This is a genomic window from Flavobacterium sp. PL12, from assembly GCF_039123485.1.
Classification (GTDB): Bacteria; Bacteroidota; Bacteroidia; order Flavobacteriales; family Flavobacteriaceae; genus Flavobacterium; species Flavobacterium weaverense.
The window spans coordinates 73,270-93,346 of the sequence record NZ_JBANDI010000004.1 but is presented as its reverse complement, the minus strand read 5'-3'; the positions used below and the strand labels follow the sequence as shown (position 1 = coordinate 93,346).

Annotated in this window: 11 protein-coding genes and 1 tRNA gene; 6 read left to right on the top strand and 6 right to left on the bottom strand. The window is 31.1% G+C overall.

Features of this window, described 5'->3' with window-relative positions:
• Window positions 1-11 precede the first annotated feature (11 nt).
• The 4 genes from RCH19_RS03150 (at window position 12) to RCH19_RS03135 (ending at window position 3,984) form a co-directional block, all read left to right on the top strand.
• The gene (locus tag RCH19_RS03150; protein WP_343022000.1) at window positions 12-1,907 is read left to right on the top strand and encodes an ATP-dependent DNA helicase RecQ; all 1,896 of its coding nucleotides are present in this window, start codon (window positions 12-14) and stop codon (window positions 1,905-1,907) included.
• Complete coding sequence (fmt, locus tag RCH19_RS03145) at window positions 1,907-2,854, top strand: methionyl-tRNA formyltransferase (protein ID WP_343021999.1); 948 nt, start codon at window positions 1,907-1,909, stop codon at window positions 2,852-2,854. The genes RCH19_RS03150 and fmt overlap by 1 nt, the downstream gene beginning before the upstream one ends.
• Window positions 2,855-3,032: 178 nt before the next feature.
• Window positions 3,033-3,305, top strand: a complete 273-nt coding sequence (locus tag RCH19_RS03140; RefSeq protein ID WP_026706853.1) for an HU family DNA-binding protein — start codon at window positions 3,033-3,035, stop codon at window positions 3,303-3,305.
• Window positions 3,306-3,423: 118 nt separating this feature from the next.
• Window positions 3,424-3,984, top strand: a complete 561-nt coding sequence (locus tag RCH19_RS03135) for a YqgE/AlgH family protein (RefSeq protein WP_343021998.1) — start codon at window positions 3,424-3,426, stop codon at window positions 3,982-3,984.
• Here RCH19_RS03135 and RCH19_RS03130 read toward each other — a convergent pair.
• Window positions 3,981-4,820, bottom strand: a complete 840-nt coding sequence (locus tag RCH19_RS03130) for an aminotransferase class IV (protein WP_343021997.1) — start codon at window positions 4,818-4,820, stop codon at window positions 3,981-3,983. The genes RCH19_RS03135 and RCH19_RS03130 overlap by 4 nt on opposite strands.
• 54 nt (window positions 4,821-4,874) lie before the next feature.
• Window positions 4,875-5,267: an START-like domain-containing protein gene (locus RCH19_RS03125; protein ID WP_121926133.1), complete on the bottom strand. Its 393-nt coding sequence runs from the start codon at window positions 5,265-5,267 to the stop codon at window positions 4,875-4,877.
• Window positions 5,268-5,419: 152 nt separating this feature from the next.
• Here RCH19_RS03125 and RCH19_RS03120 point away from each other — a divergent pair.
• Both RCH19_RS03120 and RCH19_RS03115 read left to right on the top strand, forming a co-directional pair.
• A tRNA-Met gene (locus tag RCH19_RS03120) sits at window positions 5,420-5,493 on the top strand.
• A gap of 53 nt (window positions 5,494-5,546) precedes the next feature.
• The gene (locus tag RCH19_RS03115; protein WP_343021996.1) at window positions 5,547-6,911 is read left to right on the top strand and encodes a tyrosine-type recombinase/integrase; all 1,365 of its coding nucleotides are present in this window, start codon (window positions 5,547-5,549) and stop codon (window positions 6,909-6,911) included.
• A 104-nt stretch (window positions 6,912-7,015) separates the two neighbouring features.
• Here RCH19_RS03115 and RCH19_RS03110 read toward each other — a convergent pair whose 3' ends face one another.
• The 4 genes from RCH19_RS03110 to RCH19_RS03095 all read right to left on the bottom strand — a co-directional run bounded on the left by RCH19_RS03110 (window position 7,016) and on the right by RCH19_RS03095 (window position 20,050).
• Window positions 7,016-13,090 carry an NACHT domain-containing protein gene (locus RCH19_RS03110; RefSeq protein WP_343021995.1) on the bottom strand — a complete coding sequence of 2,025 codons (6,075 nt, stop codon included), beginning with the start codon at window positions 13,088-13,090 and terminating at the stop codon, window positions 7,016-7,018.
• Between the two features lie 70 nt (window positions 13,091-13,160).
• Window positions 13,161-13,805, bottom strand: a complete 645-nt coding sequence (locus tag RCH19_RS03105; RefSeq protein ID WP_343021994.1) for a SprT family zinc-dependent metalloprotease — start codon at window positions 13,803-13,805, stop codon at window positions 13,161-13,163.
• Window positions 13,806-13,855: 50 nt separating this feature from the next.
• Entirely contained in the window at window positions 13,856-17,017 is a 3,162-nt protein-coding gene (locus tag RCH19_RS03100; RefSeq protein WP_343021993.1) for an HsdR family type I site-specific deoxyribonuclease, read from the bottom strand.
• A gap of 3 nt (window positions 17,018-17,020) precedes the next feature.
• Window positions 17,021-20,050, bottom strand: coding sequence for an RNA-directed DNA polymerase (locus RCH19_RS03095; protein WP_343021992.1), 3,030 nt, complete (start codon window positions 20,048-20,050; stop codon window positions 17,021-17,023).
• Between the last annotated feature and the right edge of the window lie 27 nt (window positions 20,051-20,077).

Below are 20,077 nucleotides of genomic sequence, written 5' to 3'. Positions count from 1 at the left end.
ACTTGTTAACTATGCCAGAAGCAGTTGCGCTACTCCAGAAATATTGGAAACACGACAAATTTAGATCCCTACAAAAAGAAATTATTACATCAGTTTTAGGCGGCCACGATACTTTTGCAGTAATGCCTACAGGTGGCGGTAAATCCGTTTGTTTTCAGATTCCAGCTTTAATGAAAGATGGTATTTGCTTAGTGATTTCGCCATTAGTAGCTCTAATGAAAGATCAAGTCGCTAATTTACAAAAACGAAATATCAAAGCTATTGCTCTGACCGGTGGCATTCGCTCTGAAGAAATGATAGATTTACTCGACAATTGCCAATTTGGCAATTATAAATTTCTCTATGTTTCACCTGAAAGACTGCAGTCTGATTGGATTTTAGAACGGATAAAAAACCTCCCAATTAATTTAATTACCATCGATGAGGCGCATTGTGTATCGCAATGGGGACATGATTTTCGCCCAGCCTATTTGAAAATTTCTGAATTAAAAAAACATTTTCCTACTACCCCTTTTTTGGCTTTGACCGCAACAGCAACGCCAAGAGTTAAAATAGATATTATCACTGAATTAGGATTGCATGAACCTCATGTTTTTGAGAAATCATTTGCAAGGGAAAATATCGCTTATATGGTTTTTGAAGTAGAAGATAAACTTTTTAGAATTGAACAAATTCTGAAAAAAAATCCGCAGCCTTCAATAATATATGTTCGAAATCGCAAATCCTGTCTAGAAATTTCTTCTCAATTAAATTCTTTAGGATTTAATGCTACTTATTATCATGGAGGACTTTCGTCCAAAGAAAAGGATAAAAATATGGAGGCGTGGATGGATGAAAAAGTCCAAGTTATTGTTGCTACAAATGCTTTTGGGATGGGGATTGATAAAGCCAATGTAAAAACTGTGATTCATATACAGCTTCCAGAAAACATGGAAAACTATTATCAAGAAGCTGGAAGAGCAGGTCGAAATGGCGAAAGAGCATTTGCGCTCTTGTTGACAAATCCATCAGATATTACACAAGCCGAAAATCAATTTATAAAAATTCTACCCGATAAAAAATTTCTAAATTTGATGTATGTCAAGTTGAATAATTATTTCCAAATCGCATATGGTGAAGGAATTAACGAGAAATTTAATTTTAATTTACATCGATTTTGTTTAAAATATGAGTTCCCAACGTTAAAAACGTATAACGCTTTACAATTTCTAGATCGGCAAGGTATTATCACGCTATCTCAAGAATTTTCAGAAAAGATAACACTACAGTTTCTCATTCCCTCTAAAGAAGTTATGCGTTACATGAGTTTAAATCACAACGATGAAGAAATTATTTTAGCAATACTAAGAACCTATCCTGGAATTTACGAGATGCAAACAGCCTTTAACTTGCAATTAATTTCTAAAAAATCTAGTCACAAGGAATCAGAAGTTTTAGCTGTTTTACATAAATTAAAAGAGAAAGAAATTATAGATTATCATTCGAAAAATAATGACGCTACAATACTATTTAATGAAGTACGCGAAGACGAACGGACAATAAGTCGGGTCTCTAAACATCTAGAGAATCAAAATCAGTTAAAAAAAGAACAGCTGAAAGCTGTGGTGAATTACGTAAGCGAAAAATCAATTTGTAAAAGCAGGCTGATTCTTAACTATTTTGGCGAGGAGACAAGCGTAGATTGTGGTATCTGCTCCTTTTGTATTACTAAAAAAATTAAAAAGAAAGACACTAAACTTCTTTCGAAAGAAATAATAAAGCTACTTCACGAAGATAATTTAAACTCAAGGGATATTCAAAATAAAACGAGAAGTAGTCCGGACGATGTTATCTTTGTGTTACAAGAATTATTAGAAAATGACATAATTTTGGTTAAACCAAATAATAAATATACTTTAAAATCATAATGGAAAAATTACGAATTGTTTTTATGGGAACACCTGAATTTGCTGTGGGAATCCTAGATACTATAATTAAGAATGATTATGAAATTGTAGGTGTCATCACGGCTGCAGATAAGCCAGCAGGGCGCGGACAAAAGATAAAATACTCAGCAGTAAAAGATTATGCACTAGCAAATAATCTTAATTTATTACAACCAGTAAATTTAAAAGATGAAGCTTTTTTATCAGAATTAAAGGCTCTCAATGCTAATTTACAAATTGTAGTCGCATTCAGAATGTTACCTAAAGTAGTTTGGGAAATGCCTACACTTGGAACTTTTAATCTACATGCTTCTTTATTACCAAATTATCGTGGTGCTGCGCCAATAAATTGGGCTCTTATAAATGGAGAAACAAAAACTGGTGTCACTACGTTTTTTATAGATGATAAAATTGATACGGGTGCGATGATCTTGAGTTCGCAGATTGCAATTGATGAAAATGAAAATGCAGGACACTTACACGATCGCTTAATGAATTTGGGTAGTGAAACCGTTATTGAGACCTTAAGAATGATTGAAAAAGGAAACGTAACCACCATTATTCAAAAAGATGATTCCCATATAAAAACGGCATACAAACTCAATAAGGATAATTGCAAAATTGACTGGAATAAATCAGGTGTAGAGATACATAATTTGATTAGAGGCCTAAGTCCGTATCCTGCAGCATGGAGCTTCTTTACAGATAAAACAGAAGAATGGAATGTGAAAATTTATGAGTCAAAGATGATTACTAAATCTCACGATTATAAAACCGGTAGCTTAATTTGCACAAAAAAGGAAATAAAAGTTGCTGTAAAGGATGGATTTATACAAATATTTCAGCTACAATTTCCAGGAAAGAAAAAAATGAGCACAGCCGAATTACTAAATGGAATTAAATTTTCAGAGGAAGCTAATGTGCATTAACATCAACAAATGCGGGGGTAATGGGAACCAAAGGTTAAAAAATTAATCATTTATCAACAAAAAAATTAAGTTATCAACAAAATAAATTAAATTAACATAAAACACTTGCAAGGAACGTATTTCCTACTAAATTTGTGTATTAACAATTTGTATAACCAACAATTAATAACTATTTATTATGAACAAATCAGAATTAATCGATGCTATCGCTGCTGATGCAGGAATTACAAAAGCTGCAGCAAAATTAGCTTTAGAGTCATTTTTAGGAAACGTAGGAGAGACTTTGAAAAAAGGTGGAAGAGTATCTTTAGTAGGTTTCGGATCTTGGTCTGTTTCTGCTAGAGCTGCTAGAGATGGTAGAAATCCTCAAACAGGTAAAACTATCCAAATCGCTGCTAAAAATGTAGTGAAATTTAAAGCAGGTGCTGAATTAGAAGGTGCAGTAAACTAATTCTATTCTCTTGTATATAATCAAAACCTTCCAACTGGAAGGTTTTTTTGTACATTTTATCGATTTTATTTGGCAGTATTATAATAAAAAACTTAAATTTATTAAAAAATCCAGTCTAATGATTAAAGATAAATTAAAAAAAGGATATTTGCTTATAGCAGAGCCCACTATAATAGGGGATTTAGCATTTAACAGATCCGTAATTTTATTAGCGGACTATAATGAAGAAGGTTCTGTAGGTTTTATTATAAATAAACCTTTAAAGTACACCATTCAGGATTTAATTCCAGAAATCCACGCCCGATTTAAAATATACAATGGTGGTCCTGTGGAACAGGATAACTTGTACTTTATTCACAACATTCCAGATTTAATTCCCAATAGTATTGAAATATCTAATGGTATTTACTGGGGAGGTGATTTTGAATCTACTAAAGACCTGATCAATAAAGGAGAAATTAGCAATGATAATATCCGCTTCTTTTTAGGATATACTGGTTGGGAGGAAAAACAATTAGAGAGCGAAATGGAAAGTCACTCTTGGATCATTAATTCTAATAGCTACGAAAATAAAATAATTGGTAAATCAGCAACTCATTTTTGGAAAGATCAAATTAAAGAACTTGGCGGCGATTACTTAATTTGGTTAAACGCACCCGAAAATCCTTATTTAAATTAAATAGTTCCAATCATTTCATTTAGTTTTTCTAAAATTTCAGCCGATCTAGTCGTTGAAAAACTCTTTTTACGATACTGAGTAATTGGTTGTATTCCTTTAATTACATTCGTAATAAATAATTCATCAGCTTTTTGAAGATCAAATGGAGAAATAACTTCTTCAATCACTTCCAAGTTTGCTATTTTATTTGCTAAACTAAGAATTTGCTTTCTCATTACACCATTTAAACAACCCTCTGAAACTGGTGGCGTAATCAATTTATCACCCAATACCATAAAGAGGTTACCTTGTAAAGCTTCGACAACGTTCTTACTGTCGTTTAATAATATGCAGTTGTCAAGACCATTCTCGTCGGCAAATATACTTCCAGTAATATTTATTATTTTATTAGTAGTTTTTATAGAAGAAAGTAGCTGCTTAGTAATGTAAAAATCTTTGTATAAATCCACTTCGTAATTGGTTTTGTCAAAAGAGTACAACTGCTTTTCTAAACCAACAGCGCTAATTATGAAAGACACGGTATTAATTTTGGGTAAGTAATAACCGCCGTCATTTCTATATACTGTTATACGCGCACGAGAAGAATGCGCTATCGAATTTTCATTTACAGTTGAAAGTATTTGCTCTTCAAGATATTCCATGGTAAAATTCATTGGAATCTCCATACGAACAACTCTCATCGAAGACATTAATCTAAAGTAATGATCTTCCAAGAAAAGTACTTTATTATTTAATACTTTAACAGTTTCAAAAACTCCATCACCATATAAAAAAGCACGATTTTGAGTAAGTATATTAGCGTCCTCAGACACGATAGTTCCATTAAAATTGATCATAAAAAAGCCCTAAATAAAATTTAGGGCAAATATATGTTATAAAATATGATTTTACTAAACAGAACCTATTAGATGTTTCAAATCAGAGATTTGATTTTCCCATAATAAAGTTGCTTCGTCTACTTCATCTTTTTCAGCAAAGTCCACTACCATTAAGGAAACGTCTTTAGTAAGTTCATCAACTAAAATGTGTAGTTCAAAAAAGTATTCAGTATCTTTTCCTTTATCATCAACCCATTTGAATTTCACTTTTTCGCCCGTTTTTTTAGAAGCAAGTCTTGCCTTCTCTTCTGAGTCATCCCAAATAAAAGTAAAGAACTCACCACGAGAATTAACATTGTCGGCAAACCATTCAGACAAACCTGATGGAGTCGATATATATTGATACAATAATTGAGGCGAAGAATTTATAGGAAACTCGATTTCGTAACGTACTTTCTGATCCATGAGCTGCATTTAATTTTTCCGAAATATATAGAATATAACTACAAAAAGAAAGCATTTACAAAAATATTTTTTTTCTTTAAAATATGTTTGCAATCTTTAATATAATTTATATATTTGCACCCGCATTCAAGGCCAACAAACCTTGAGTATTTGGCGAGGTAGCTCAGTCGGTTAGAGCGCAGGATTCATAACCCTGAGGTCCCGAGTTCAAATCTCGGTCTCGCTACTAGATTAAAATCAATAGGCAAGCGGCTTCGTGTACACGAAGCCGCTTTTTTTATGGAATCAATTTCACTACTTTTACGTGCCGTACACGTTTCCGTACACGATTTGCCTATGAAACTTAACTATAACACACCAAAATTTTACACTGGAGGAATTGATATTTCACAATGGAATAGACTCTCCAAAACCGAACAAAAAGAGGCACTTTCTAAAGAATGGTATCTTTATTATTCTTTTAGAAATCCTGATACCAAAAAATTAGTTCGACGAAACAATATAAAAGCAGGTGTCAATTTATTAAAGACAAAAGAAGAACGATTAGAATGTTTAGAAATTCTAAAAATAAATCTTCTACACTTATTAAGAAAAGGGTTTGACCCAAGTAAAGAAAACACTGCTCTTATCAATGAAGTTTTAAACATTGATGAGACTGATGAACCAAAAGTTATTGTCTCTGCTATTGACATAGCTCCACAGATAATCCAAACTAAAACTGACGTTACTACCGTTCCTATCCTAAATGAAATGACTATTCGAGAAGCCTTTGACTTTGGATTAAAAATCAAAGCCAAAGTAATAAACAAAACTTCGTACAGTGGATTACAAGGAAGAATCAATCGGTTTTTAAATTGGATGGATTTAAACAATGGATCTACCTGCGGAATTTCAACATTAGACAAAAAAACTATTATCAATTACTTGAACTTAGTTTTAGAGAACACTAGTGCTCGAAATAGAAATAATACCCGTATTGATTTAAGTTCATTGGCTCAAGTATTAGTTGATAATGAAATCATAAAAGATAATATAGTTACAAGTATAAATACATTAAAATCCACCCCAGAAAGAAACAAAACCTACTCTATCAATCAAGAGATTGATTTATTAAAATATCTACGAGAAAACGACGAAATTCTACTCTTATTTATCCAATTCATATCGTATAACTTTTTAAGACCCGTTGAAGTTTGCAGGCTCAAAGTAGGTGATTTGGATTTAGAAGGAAAAAAACTATTCGTTAAAGCCAAAAATAAAGCAGTCAAAATTAAAATAATACCGCAAAAACTATTGGACTTATTACCCGATTTATCGAAAATGAACCCTACTGACTACTTATTTTGTCCAACTCAAATTGGAGGAGAATGGGATGCGGAAGAAAATAACAGAAGAGATCATTTCTCAAAACGTTTCAAAACTGTAAAAGATGAGTTTAAATTAGGAAAGGATTATGGGCTTTATAGTTTCAGACACACTTCAATAACAAACTTGTACAGAGAGTTAAACAAAACCTTAACCCCTTTTGAAACCAAAAGTACCTTGATGCAAATTACAGGACACCAAACAATGGAAGCTCTTGAAAAGTATCTTCGTGATATTGATGCTGCTTTACCTGATGATTATTCTCATTTATTGAAGTAACATTTAATATTTTTTACTTTTTTGTTTTAATTTTTATAACTTCTCATTTTTGAAGCGCTCTTATTTCATCATTAATCATACTTTTTACATCATGAGATTCAACTCTATATTCTTGCTACATTATATAATTCATTATCCATAAAAACTGAATCCTCATATTTTGTACGTTTCAACTTTTTTTGAATAAACAAATCCTTTTCTAAAGTTTTAATCTTTTCTAATCCTTTGTCAGAAACTATAACAAACCACCCTTCACCAACTTCTCCATCTTTACGAGGTGTCATCTCAATATTTCCATTTGACCAATAAATTGATTCTGCCATTAATTCATCTTGTGAATTTTTCCAAGCAAATAATTTTGTTGGTTCAGGAATCCATCCTAAATGCCTTGCTAAAACAGGATTAATAGCTATCCATCTTGATTTTATATCGAATTGATCAAATCTATGATCTCTAATTACAATAATAGAATTTCCTCCACCTACCAACTTATGGTAATTTATGCTTAATTGATGAAAAACAGTTTCAAAAATATAACTTTCTCCTTCATCTAATTCATCAGTGATGGCTATTTGACACATATATTCTTCCGATGGAGAACCCCAGTCTAAATTTGTAATTTGACTATATTCTCCAACGATTATAAAGTTCTCACAATAGTTCAGTAAAGACTCAGATAGTCTTAAAGATTCATTTATTCTACTTACCCATTCACTACCAACCCCACCATAATCCCTTTCTCTAATTGTTTGAATGAATTCAGGCTTTGCAAATTCAGAAAAAAATAAGACTGCATGATCATGGCTTTTAAAAACATTACGAATTCTATCATCTGTTATAGTTCCTGAATCAATTAATTCATTAGCCACATGCATTATAGCTCTCCTAGCAGTAATAGCTCTTGGTCTTTTAAATGAATATTTTAATGAAATCTCTTCTAAATGATTTCTAAGTTTTTTTTCATAGTCAAGAGCCCATTCCTCTTTATTACCTATTTCTTTCATAATAGAGTAAGCTCTATGAATGAGATTCGATTCTGCAATATTTGACTCCTCCGATAATACTTTTATTAAAAAATCATATGGACTTATCATATCTCTAGCATCATTAATATCAACTTTTGGAAAGGAGTAGGTAAACTCTTGGTTAAAATCCATATTTCTTAAGTCAGATATATGTAAAAAATATATGCTTGGCAATTTAATAATGGCTTTTGGAGTAGAAATGTTTTCTCCTAATTCAGTTAATATGTATTTTGAACTTTCTCTTAATTCATAATCAGCGGATAAAGATAATATTTGGATTTTAGATTTTAATTCAGAAATCTTTGGAGATTTTAACTCAAATAATGCTATTATAACATTCAAACACATATAATCATCCAAATTTTCATTTGTAATCTGAGCCAATGCATAATAATTACTTTGATTAATATACTTTGCTAATAAAAGTAGCGATTGTTCTTTAATTAAATTGACAGGACTCTTTGATAGATAAACCAAATAATCTATTAATGTTTCCATTATTGGTTGATTTATTGAAGCCAATGTAGGCAAGTCCTCAAAAGGTTTACTATTTGACATGAGCCTCTGTAAATAACCAAATATTTCAGACCAAAGCTCTTCTTCTATATAATTCTCCGTTAGCAAAGGAACTATATCTTCAAGATGTTCAATGTACATACTTGGATAATTCCCACTTATTATATCATGAGTAAAAATTTCAAAGGCTTTTTCGGATGAAAGTATTGGATTTATTTTTCTTAAAGCGGTAAAAGCTTTAATTCTAGTACCACCATCATAATATTTAACCCATCCCGACTCGCTCGACAATTCAATACTTTTATTGGCTAATTTTGTTGCAAGATCTTCATCCTTCATTCCAAAAGCTACTTCACTTAATTTAGCATAGAGATCTGATTCTTTTCTTCCAATTTTAGGTAGATTCGCAACCTTTTCTATTTGAGTTGAAGATAATGAGGGAGATATTTTATCTATAACATTTGACCAATTAAAAAATGAATTAGCTTGATCTTCATCTTGAACCATCTTCATAAAATCGTCAAAATTAGATATTTGTTCAAGTACTTCTGTTTCATCAATTCCAACATGATTTGTTTTTAAAATTAAAGTATTAGAAGAACTTGATGAACTGCCCTTTTCCTTTTTTACAGGTTTCTTAAAGCCTGAACAATAATCCGTTATTTTTAATCCTCTTAATAAAAAATAGTCTTCAATTTCAGAGAGTAAATAATATCTATTTTCTTCATATGCTCGAATATTAATAGCTGAAATAATACTTGGAACATACTTAACTAAAAAATCCTCTCCCATGATTTCGTCCCCTTTTATTAAAATAAGTTTTATCAATGAAGAATCGACAGACTCAGAGAGAAGTAAATACAAATCATTGTATAGTTGAATAATACTAATTAACTCTTCCTCAGTTGCGATTCGTTTTACAAAATATTTAATAAAAAGTGATAACGAATCATTAAAATCTATTAGGTTGTGATCCAATTGCCAAATTGTTTGTTCAAGACCATCACTAAAATTATGTTCATATGCAACTTCTAATAATTCCTCAGAAGCATCCCAATAAGCTCTTCCTTCGGTAGTTTCTTTTATATGATTCAAATGAGACAAAAACCATTTTATTCTTGTTGGCGCATTTAAGGAATCTTTTATGTTAATTTTTCTTAACCAACCAATCCATGAACTAAATTGATAATCTTTTCTATAGCCTATACCTATAGATTCTTGAATAGCTTGTTTAAGCCATTTTTCACCTTCCTCAAACTTACCTATACCAAGCCATACCTTTGAATGAGCTAAACATTCCGTTATACGACCATCTATATCACGATCTACTAACATGAATTCCTCTAAACCCCTTAACTGTATTATTGCTTTTTTAGTATTTAAACCATTATTTAAAAACGATTCAATTATTTTTCTTTTAGTAGTAGCATTCCAATAATTGGAATTTTCTAAAAACTCATCAAACAAATAATCTCCAAGTTTTTCTAAACTTTCATTATTTAATTTAGAAACTGCAAAAATCAATAAATCAAAATATTCTCCCTTGCACTGTGTAAGTTTATACCAATAATTATTTCGATGAGAAATCTCTTTATAGTAGAATCTGACAATAGGAAAAACTCTACTTTTTATATCTGTAGTTAAAGCATTTTGAAGAATCCCATCGTTTAAAATTTGAGTTGTAAGACACAACATTCTTTCAAACTCAACAAGAACCTCTTGATCAGTACCTTTATCAACAGAGGGAATTGCTGAAGTTATAGAAATTCCTTTATCGCATAAATTAAGTAACTTGTTAAGTTTTATTAATGGAGTAAAAGCATCTAATGAATCGTTATATCCTAGTTCGTCTTTAAATACACTCGACGGTTGTTTAATATCTTTAATCCAACTATATGTTTCATTAACATCTCTAGTAACTTTATAAATTAAATCTGCAATATATATTTTCCCAACTGGATTGGTCTTTTGTTTTGTAAAATACTTTGTTAATAATGATAAGTACTCATTTGCATGAATACTATCCTTTAAATCAATACATTGTTCAATACCAAACCGAACAAGTTCAAATAAAGTTTTTTTTCCCTTTGAAGAGTTGGCATCTATTTTTTCAATAACCTGATTAAAATCATCCCATTTATTTTGATCAATTAAGCTATATCCAAGATTAGAAAGTAACCTTAAAAATAAATCAGCTTTCTTTTTCTCAAATGTGTTTCCCTTTATTTTATCCGAAAAGTTAATATTCTCAATTATTGAAAAGATTTTCTCTATTTTTTCAAAATATGAGGATGTATAAACCCATTCTTCTAAGGAGTCTCTTATTTGTTCATAGCCATGAGAATCTGAAATGCTAATACCATAATCTGAAATAATTTCTGGATATGCTAAATTAAATAATATTGCTCCCTCAGATTTGTATCCAAATTCAATAAATAAACGAGATGCTTTGAAAGCATATGATTCACTGCAATGGAGAATATTACCCGTTCTAAGATAATCTCGTGCTAATTCAAATTTACCAAGAATTAAAAGTTCTTCAGTAAATAAAGCAGGATCAACATTGAATAATCTTCTTTCAATCTCCGACAATGAAAATAGATATTTTATGAGAGTATTAATACTCTTTGTCTGTCTGGCTATTTCAATTCCTAATTTTGCATCTTGTTTTATATCCTCTACAGGTCTAAAATCTAATAATTGAGCTGTAAAGCTATTAGGTGTAACTTTTGAAATAAACTTGTCAAATTGTCTAGCTTGAAAAAGGTGATAATTTTGTTTCCATGATTTCTCTATCTTTGATTTCATATAATAATCTACAAGTTGATTGTGATAACTCAGATTTGTGGTTAAATCAAATTCATCTGTCAAATAGTCTAATGAAGTATTATAAAGAAGGAATTGTTTAAATGAATTATGAAAAAAAGACAAAGTTTTTTCTGTTTCATTAAAGAGAATTCTTGCCTTTTCTTTGAATGACTTTAAAACATTACGATCAAATCCCCACTCCTGAATAAAACAAAGGTTAATCGAACCATTAATTCTTGCTATCAATCCTAGTAAATGAATTAAGTTATCTTCATCTTGGATAGGTTTCCATATTTTTTTGTAATAATTATCAATATCTCCATCAATTACTTGAAAAGATTCGATTGTATCGTCAATAAACTCTGAGTCATTGATTTTTTCAATTAAGTATGATAAGTAAAGAGGATGTCCTTGCGATTTTTCAAATATTTGCAACTTTTGTGAATGACTAAGTTGAACCGAAGAATCTAGAGTGTTAATATATTGATAAACCTCTTCCTTTTTGAGCGAATCTATTTGAATCGTCCTGTTTCCATTCTTAAATTCAGCTTTTATTTCTTGTCGAATATCTTCAAGTTCGTAAGATTGACTACCTAAAATGATGAATACACCCTCTGGTAGTGAAGAAGGTAAAGGTAGTTCTCGCAAAAAACTATTCGTTGTTGACTTGTACTCTCTAGGTACATGATCTAATCCATCAATTATTATGATCGTCGGTTGACCATTTGTTATATAGTCCTGTCCAATTGCTCCCAATTGCTCATTGAATACTTCTTTTAAAAAAATTAAATCTTTATATGGAAGTATGTTTTTCTTATATATCCCTGCTTCTTTTAATTGAAAAACTAAATCAAAGAAGAGATGAGTAGCATTTCCTCTTTCGTAAAAATTTAAATAAGATGATGGATTAACGAAATCAAAAGCGTAGTATTTTACTATACGCATTTTTAAACTTTTTGACCATTGATTCAATAAGGTAGATTTACCAGAACCAGGACCACCTTGTAAAAATAGATATCCTTTTTTATGTTCACCTAACTTTGAATTCAACAAATTAATTGTCGATTGAATTGGTTGATATCTCTGTCTATCAACTATTAATTCATGATTAAAAGTAGTCTTAAATCTATCAGACCAACCCAACTCTTTAATTATTTCTTGACGATTAAATTCAACAATTCTTTCAGGACTCGCCACTTTTTCAATAATAAATCGACTTATCTGTTGAAGATCTTCGTCTTCTTTAGAATATCTAATATTACCTACACTAAAATACTTTTGTTTATAATCTGGCTGAAAGTCAAAACAAAGAATAAACTCTTCAAATTCGCATTCATTAAGATTTGAAATATTCTTGAGTTCTTCAATAATCGGTTTCCATTTGTCATCAATGAATTGATTCGATTTTATTTTTAGCCATACTTCAGAGATAAAATCTTCAAATGAGCCAATTTTATCCCTTCCATTTTTCAAACTGTCATGTGCTGAAGTAGCTTTGTTTGTAATTAAATGAGGGATTATTTTTTTACTAGGATTAACATTCTTTAATTTTTTCCAACTAGAACAGATAAGTGGCAATAAATCAATAAAATTTGCATAAGATATGTTTGCATCAGCAATAGTCCACTTTACTTGATAAGCATGAATTTCTGAATAGGTAGAATATTGAATATCATCTAATTTTTCAGCTTTAGGATCTGCAATTCTTATCCATTCAAGTTTTTGATTTACAAGATTCAAATATACAAACCAAGCGAACTCATCAAATTGAGGTAAATACCCACCCATAGCTGCTCTTTCTCCACTTGCTGATACTATTTCTTCATTCATTTATTTATTTTTTTAGGAATTCGACCTTGAATATTATACTCTGACTAAATTTCACTAACAACTCTATCATCTACCCAAACTCCTCTAATTTCTTTTTCCATCTCTCCCACAAAGGATTTTCTTTGGCCTGTAAGTCAAAGAACCTTTGAGTATGGTTGTAGTGTACCAAATGGCATAGTTCATGGATAATTACATACTCTATGCAACCTTTTGGAGTTTTGATTAATTCAGGGTTTAAAATAATCTTTCCTTCTGGTGTACAACTGCCCCAACGGGTTTTCATTTCTTGAATATAGATTCCAGTGGGTTCTACATTGTATTTTTTAAACTTCTCAATAATGGGTTCTGCAATAGCTTGAAATTTTTCTTTAGCTTTTATGCGATACCAATCATTTAGCAACTCTTTAGCTTTGTTTTTATTTTTGGTATTGATTTGAATGTAGCGTCCTTTGTAATGAACCTCATTCTTTTTGTCTTCGATAATTTCAATACGGTACTGCTTTCCTAAATAAAAATGAGATTCACCAGTAACATATTTTTTGTCCTTGGGTTTTGGGTGAAAAGTCAAAAAGAAGTTGAGCTGCTTGATAATCCAAGGCGCACGCTTTCTTACTTTGGTTTCTATTAATTCCAAAGAAGCTTCTTCAGGCGCTTTTACCACAATTCCCATATCAGGATTGACTGTAATACCTAATGTCTTACGTTTTGTATACAAAATTGTATACACTATTTCCTTAGAACCGAAATGGATTGAATACAACATGATTATTTGTAAATTAACTTAGCAATTTCAATACATTTCTCTGCCATTTCATCGGCTTCTTCTATTGATATATGCAATTCATCGATTAAATATTCCCCAATATAGAACGTCATTTTTCTAATAATATCAGGTTTTGTGGTCCAATCTACAATTAAATATTGTTTTATGATCTGATCTACTTCCATTGCAAACGGAATAGTATAATCATTTGAAATAAAACTATTCGTTTTCGCTAATCGATAAAATGGAATCACTTTTTCGTGCTGCATAATAGCTTCTGGAATATCATCTGATTTTTTACTAATCGCTTGTTCTCTTAATTCTTTCAATCTATTAATGGCCACAACGTCAGAAATACGCATAGCTCTTAAATCAGATATTGTTTCTCGAATTAACTCTGATAATTTTTTATAAAAAACTGGATCTTCATCCATTCTTTCCGAAATATGCTTTGCTGTTCTACTGGCAATAGTTTCTGCTTTAGCACGTGTACCAACAACCTTTTCTAGTTCCTTTTCGAATGCTTTTGCATCCAAAATAGAAACTTGCTCTGTTAAGCGGATTACCTCTTCTGTTGTTACATGTTGATCTAACAGTTTTTGTAATTGCTTTTCGTATTTCTTAAAATCGATTTTATCCGAATAGGTATTTATAATCGAAATTCTCAATTGCGCATAAAACTTAAAATGAGTTTTATATAGCTCTTTTGTTTTGTCAGGAGTATTGTTTTCAAAATCAATAGAAGAAAAAGCCAATTTCAAAATCTTGGCAAAGTCCAAAAACTTCTGATAAAACTCTACTCGAATCGCTTCATCTGTTAGCAACGCCGCATAACTACTGATGTCCCATTTATTTGAAACTTGCTTAAAAATAGCATTCAAATCTGAATGCAATTGAGGTAATTTTGCAATCTCTGTTTTAATGTCGGTAAAAGTCCCCGCTAAATCATCATCGTCAAATTCATTGAAATCAGAATACGCATTCATAGCTTCGTCTAGCTCGCCAATAATTCCTTCGTAATCTACAATAAAACCATATTCTTTACCCTTAGCCACGCGGTTTACTCTTGCAATAGCTTGCAATAAAGTGTGGTCGCGCAATTTTCGACAAACGTACATCACCACTACCCTTGGTTCATCAAAACCAGTTAACAACTTATCAATTACAATCAACAATTCTGGATAATCTGTTTTTTTAAACTGCCTGATTAAGGATTTATCAAAATCTTTTCCATGTTTGACTTCCATTTGTCGCCAAAAAGCAACTACTTCATTTGTAGGTTCTCCATGAATATCGTCATTACCCTCGCGACTATCTGGTGCAGACATAATGACTTCACTTGTTATTTTGCCAATTAAATCAAACGCCTTTTTGTATTTAACTGCTGTAGCCTTATCTGGCGTTACCACCATTCCTTTAAAGCCACTTCGTTCCCCTGTTTTGTCTAACCCCCAGTTTTGAGTATAATGATCTGAAATATCTCTTGCAATTTCGTCAATGCGTTGTTCCGTTTTTGAAATCAAATTGGCTCTACTGAATTTCTTTTTCAAATCGACTTTTTCATATTCGCTCAAAGGTTCAGAAACATTATCAAAACCTCGGTCTAATGCTTTTTGATTGACATCTTGTACCGCATGACGACCTTCGTAAATAATAGGCACAATAGCACCATCTTCTACCGCTTGCAAAATAGTGTAAGCATCAATGATTCCGCCAAATTTTTGAGCGGTACTCTTTTCTTTTTTCATCAACGGAGTACCCGTAAAGGCTAAAAAACAAGCATTTGGCAACACCTTTTGCATCTTAACATTAAAGGTTCCGTATTGTGTTCTATGGCCTTCATCAATCAATACAAAAATGTTTTCACTCTCTAATGGAGTTGAACCCAATTGATTTACAGCAGCTTCAAATTTATTGACAATTGTAGTTACTACGGCGTCACTTTTACTTTGCAATAGCTCTACTAATTGATTTCCTGTTTTGGCATTGTGTACAGGCACGTCAACACTCCTAAAAGTATCTGTAATCTGAGTATCTAAATCTACACGATCCGTAACTAATATAATTTTTGGATTCCTGATGGTTAGGTAAATCTTTCTAGCCAACATGGCCATTGTGAGTGATTTTCCACTTCCTTGGGTGTGCCACACTACTCCACCATTTCGTTTTCCTCCTTCTGTAATCTGAATTCTTTTGATGATTTTATTGATGGCAAAAAACTGTTGGTAACGTGCAATTTTCTTGCGTGTTCCGCCTTCAAACAATACAAAATCTTGGATTAAAGCCAACATTCGTTCAGGACGACAAAGAAAATACAAATAGCGGTCTTGTTCGCTAACGGATACTCGCTCCTTTTCTTTTAGTTCAATAATGCGCTTCTCCCAATCCTTTCTGTTTTGGAATAACTTTGCCTTTTGAGCAGTGTTCAACGGTTGATTTACTAAATCAGAAATTGTTTTTTCATTGGCATCGCTTTTCTCTTTCCATGAAGCCCAAAACTCTTCTTTGGTATCGGTAGTAGCATATTTGGCTTGCAAAGTAGAAATGCTTAATAACAGTTGACTGTAAATATACAAATGCCTGATGCCGTCTTCTTGTTGGTTTCTGATGTGTTGCGAAATCGCTTCGGTAATGGGTTCTTTTATATCTGGACGTTTGCACTCGATAATAGAAAGCGGAATACCATTGATGAACAAAACAATATCAGGACGATAATGATCTTTGCTTCCTGTACGCATGACACTGAACTCCTCCGTCACATGAAATACATTATTTTCTAAGTTTTTCCAGTCAATGTATTGCATGGTAAAACTCTTTTTGTCACCATCAATACTTTGCTCTAAAGCCTTACCCAGCGTAATCATTTCGTAGATTTTCTTACTAGCGGCAATATAGCCCTCGTTCATAGGAATGTCTTTGAGTGCCTGAATACCGTTTTCGATATTGGCATCACTAAATAAAGCCATTTTAGAAGAACTTACCTGAATACTATTGATTTCATGCAATTGCTTTCGTAAAATTGGTTCAAGTATCACCTGACCTGTTTTATTGCCACGAAGCTCGTCCGCTTCTTCTGGAGATAAATAAGTGTAACCCAATTTTTGCAATAATTGCAAGGCTGGGATTTGTGAACTATGGTCTTCTTTGAAGGATGGTGTACTCATATCTTACCTGTTTTCAACTCCGTCATGATCAAAATGAGGTGGAGTATTTTTAAAAATTGAAGTGTCTTGACCAAAAACTCGTGTCTTTTGAAAATTCCTTAGCTTATTAATATCTATTTTACCTAAAAGGATAACATTGTTCTCACCTCCCTTTAACTTTAAAATATCTTTAGATTCTGTCTTTTTGGGAGCCGTAATTCTTGAGTCACCAAAGTCAGAATTATTAACTTGAACGAAATAACAATGTATATCTCTGGAAACCGTTTCTACTATATTTGAAAAATAATTTACATCCGCATTATATTCAGAAGCAAATAATAAATCAACCTTAGATTTAAACAATGACCTATGATTAATATCCGCTAATTCATAACAATTATAATTTGCGAAATTTACTCCTTTCCAAACAAATAAATTATACAGTGAAACTTTTGGCATAGGAACTACAAATCCCTTCTTTAAAATTAATTTAGTTTCTTCAGGAGAATAATGGTTTTTTAATCTGAAATTAACAACGACATCTTTTATTCCATTTTGTTCAAATGGCAAACACGTTACTAGTAGATTATAACAAATATTATTCATTCGAATATGTTCTAAACCAACAATAATTAAACGTTGTTTTCTTCGAGATTCATCTGCAATCATATGTATCCATCTATGAGGGACACTGACTTCTGGAAGTATCAATGCATCCGCTTTAACCTTTTCAGCATCATTCAAAATATCGATCAATTCCTTTCTTCTTACTTTTGATGTGTCTGGAATTTTGAAAAGTGAATTACTAATATTACCAATACTGACCTTTACATTTGCAACCGCAATTCTAAAATCGTCTTCTAACTTTCCTGAATATGGGATAATCAATTTATTATAACCTAATTTATAATCACAACTTTCACTTCCCTTTTCTACAGAAAAATAATTACCTTTTAAATTATCTCTATGCATATCCACAGAGTTCATTTGCCCGTAAATATGCATATTTCTGATCTCATAATTTACTTTAAAAAAATCATTAAAACTTTCATCATAAATTGGCTGATTGAAATCCTTTTGAAAAGCATCAACTTCTATAAAATTTGAGTCTTTATTCGCTACTTTTGAAATAAGTTCCTTTAAATATTTATTAATATTGAACTCATAAAAATAAATGAATCTAGGTGCGTACTTTAGTTTATGTTCATCAAATTCAAAATAATCATAGGGCAGTATATCCAGAGACATCAAATAATTATAATTTATGAAATTTATTTTATCCTTTCCAGAAATTTTCAAGTAATTCAGCAAGGGCACAACAACAAAACTATTTCGAAGTAAATTTGAATATATATATTTCCTCTTCAAACTCTCTACATTATAATAGTCATTAGACAACCATGGAAAATTGTAATTTAAACATTTACTTTTCCACCAATCAGCATCGATAAAGCCTGAATTTAGCGACAACGACATTGCGCAACAATTCATTAAGTATTTACCTAAATATTCTTTAGTTTTAACTATCGTAGCTGCATTAAGATTTCCATTCCCTTGCCCTATCTTATCTATTGTTGTAATCGTCTCTTTATAAAATTGCCAAAATGCGTCCTTATCATTTGTAATCACAAAATAAGTCAAAACCTTTTCCCAAATAGATGAAAACTCTAGATTTACAATTCCTTTAAAAAAAGTTAAAATTTGTTCTGTAGTTTTTTCATCTTTTGAGTTTTCAGAAAGTAAACTAACTTTTATTTTTTTTGCGAGAAATATGGATGCACCATATTTACTTTGTTTAATGTCAATTACACTCCTAAGTTTATTAATTGTATCCGAATAGGTTAACTCATAAACACTTTCATCAAAATCATCACTGATACTATCCTCATTCGGCAAAAACCAAAAAGCACTACTGTTTTGTTCAATTTTCTTTTTGAACATATCCAAAACAGCACGAGACTCTTTACTTTCAAAGGAATATATCGCAATTTTTTCTTTTTGAATTTCAATCTGGTTCTTATCACAAAAACTATATATCAAATCAATTTTTCCCTTGTCGCTATTTCTTTGTTCAATATTTGAATTAAAAATTTTTCTTTGGACAAAAAATTTATCCATAAAAGATTCTAAAGAAGATTTAAATTTATTAGAATCAAAACCCTTAGGTATTTTAGTATTTGACAAAACGATTTGAATGTCATCAACATATCTACCGTAGTAAGCAGGTGATAATTCTGATTTTATTTTTGAATCAAAATCTTTTAAATACCAGTTGGCCAAAATCCCTGAGGACAACAAACCAATAGGTAAAACAGATTTTGATTTTTCTTTATTTGGAAATACTTTAGAATATTGATCATTGATTTGAAAAAGTAGTGGAGTTAACAAAACAGCATCAGAATTAAGTCTATCTCTAATTGTTCTTTCTAATTTTTCTCTTAAATCATAACCAAAAACAATATTATAATAATATTCCTTGATATCAAGTGAAATTATTACCACATCAGTATCATCCTCTAGAATTCTTTTTGCCAAATCAATACCTCGATCTCTCCATCGCTGATACTGATCAAAATATGGTTTAAACAATCTTAACCCATCAACCACTTTTCCCTTTTCAGAATCTAATTCTAAAAAATACGCATAATTATCTCTGCAATAATCTGTATGTAAGGTATAACCTTCCTCCAATATCCATAAAATGGATATTATATGTAATTCTATTTCACCTTTAAAAAAATAATTTACTTTATGCAGGTCATAACTATCACATGTGAAATTATTACTGATAATCAAATCATCAGTACTTTTAGGTCTATCAAACTTCTTAGGCGCTACATCATATCCAATTGTTTTTAATAAATCTGAAAAGTAATTTGGTAGACTTAAAGGCATATTAAGATAAATCACCAAAGTATCAAGTCTTTTATCAAAATCTTCACCCGCTTCAAATTCTGCTAATTGTTGCCTCAATAACAGCGAAAAATTATCATAATAGACATAACTCTTCAATTTTCTATATGCCGAATCCACATATTCTCTACTAAACCTCATAATTATATTATTTTTTAAAGTTCTTGC

Bases quoted from the DNA above. Each gene is read 5' to 3' on its own strand.
- RCH19_RS03110 (WP_343021995.1), bottom strand. From the start codon at position 13,090: ATGAATGAAGAAATAGTATCAGCAAGTGGAGAAAGAGCAGCTATGGGT.
- RCH19_RS03140 (WP_026706853.1), top strand. From the start codon at position 3,033: ATGAACAAATCAGAATTAATCGATGCTATCGCTGCTGATGCAGGAATT.
- RCH19_RS03130 (WP_343021997.1), bottom strand. From the start codon at position 4,820: ATGATCAATTTTAATGGAACTATCGTGTCTGAGGACGCTAATATACTT.
- RCH19_RS03100 (WP_343021993.1), bottom strand. From the start codon at position 17,017: ATGAGTACACCATCCTTCAAAGAAGACCATAGTTCACAAATCCCAGCC.
- RCH19_RS03095 (WP_343021992.1), bottom strand. From the start codon at position 20,050: ATGAGGTTTAGTAGAGAATATGTGGATTCGGCATATAGAAAATTGAAG.
- RCH19_RS03125 (WP_121926133.1), bottom strand. From the start codon at position 5,267: ATGGATCAGAAAGTACGTTACGAAATCGAGTTTCCTATAAATTCTTCG.
- RCH19_RS03150 (WP_343022000.1), top strand. From the start codon at position 12: ATGCCAGAAGCAGTTGCGCTACTCCAGAAATATTGGAAACACGACAAA.
- fmt (WP_343021999.1), top strand. From the start codon at position 1,907: ATGGAAAAATTACGAATTGTTTTTATGGGAACACCTGAATTTGCTGTG.
- RCH19_RS03135 (WP_343021998.1), top strand. From the start codon at position 3,424: ATGATTAAAGATAAATTAAAAAAAGGATATTTGCTTATAGCAGAGCCC.
- RCH19_RS03115 (WP_343021996.1), top strand. From the start codon at position 5,547: ATGGAATCAATTTCACTACTTTTACGTGCCGTACACGTTTCCGTACAC.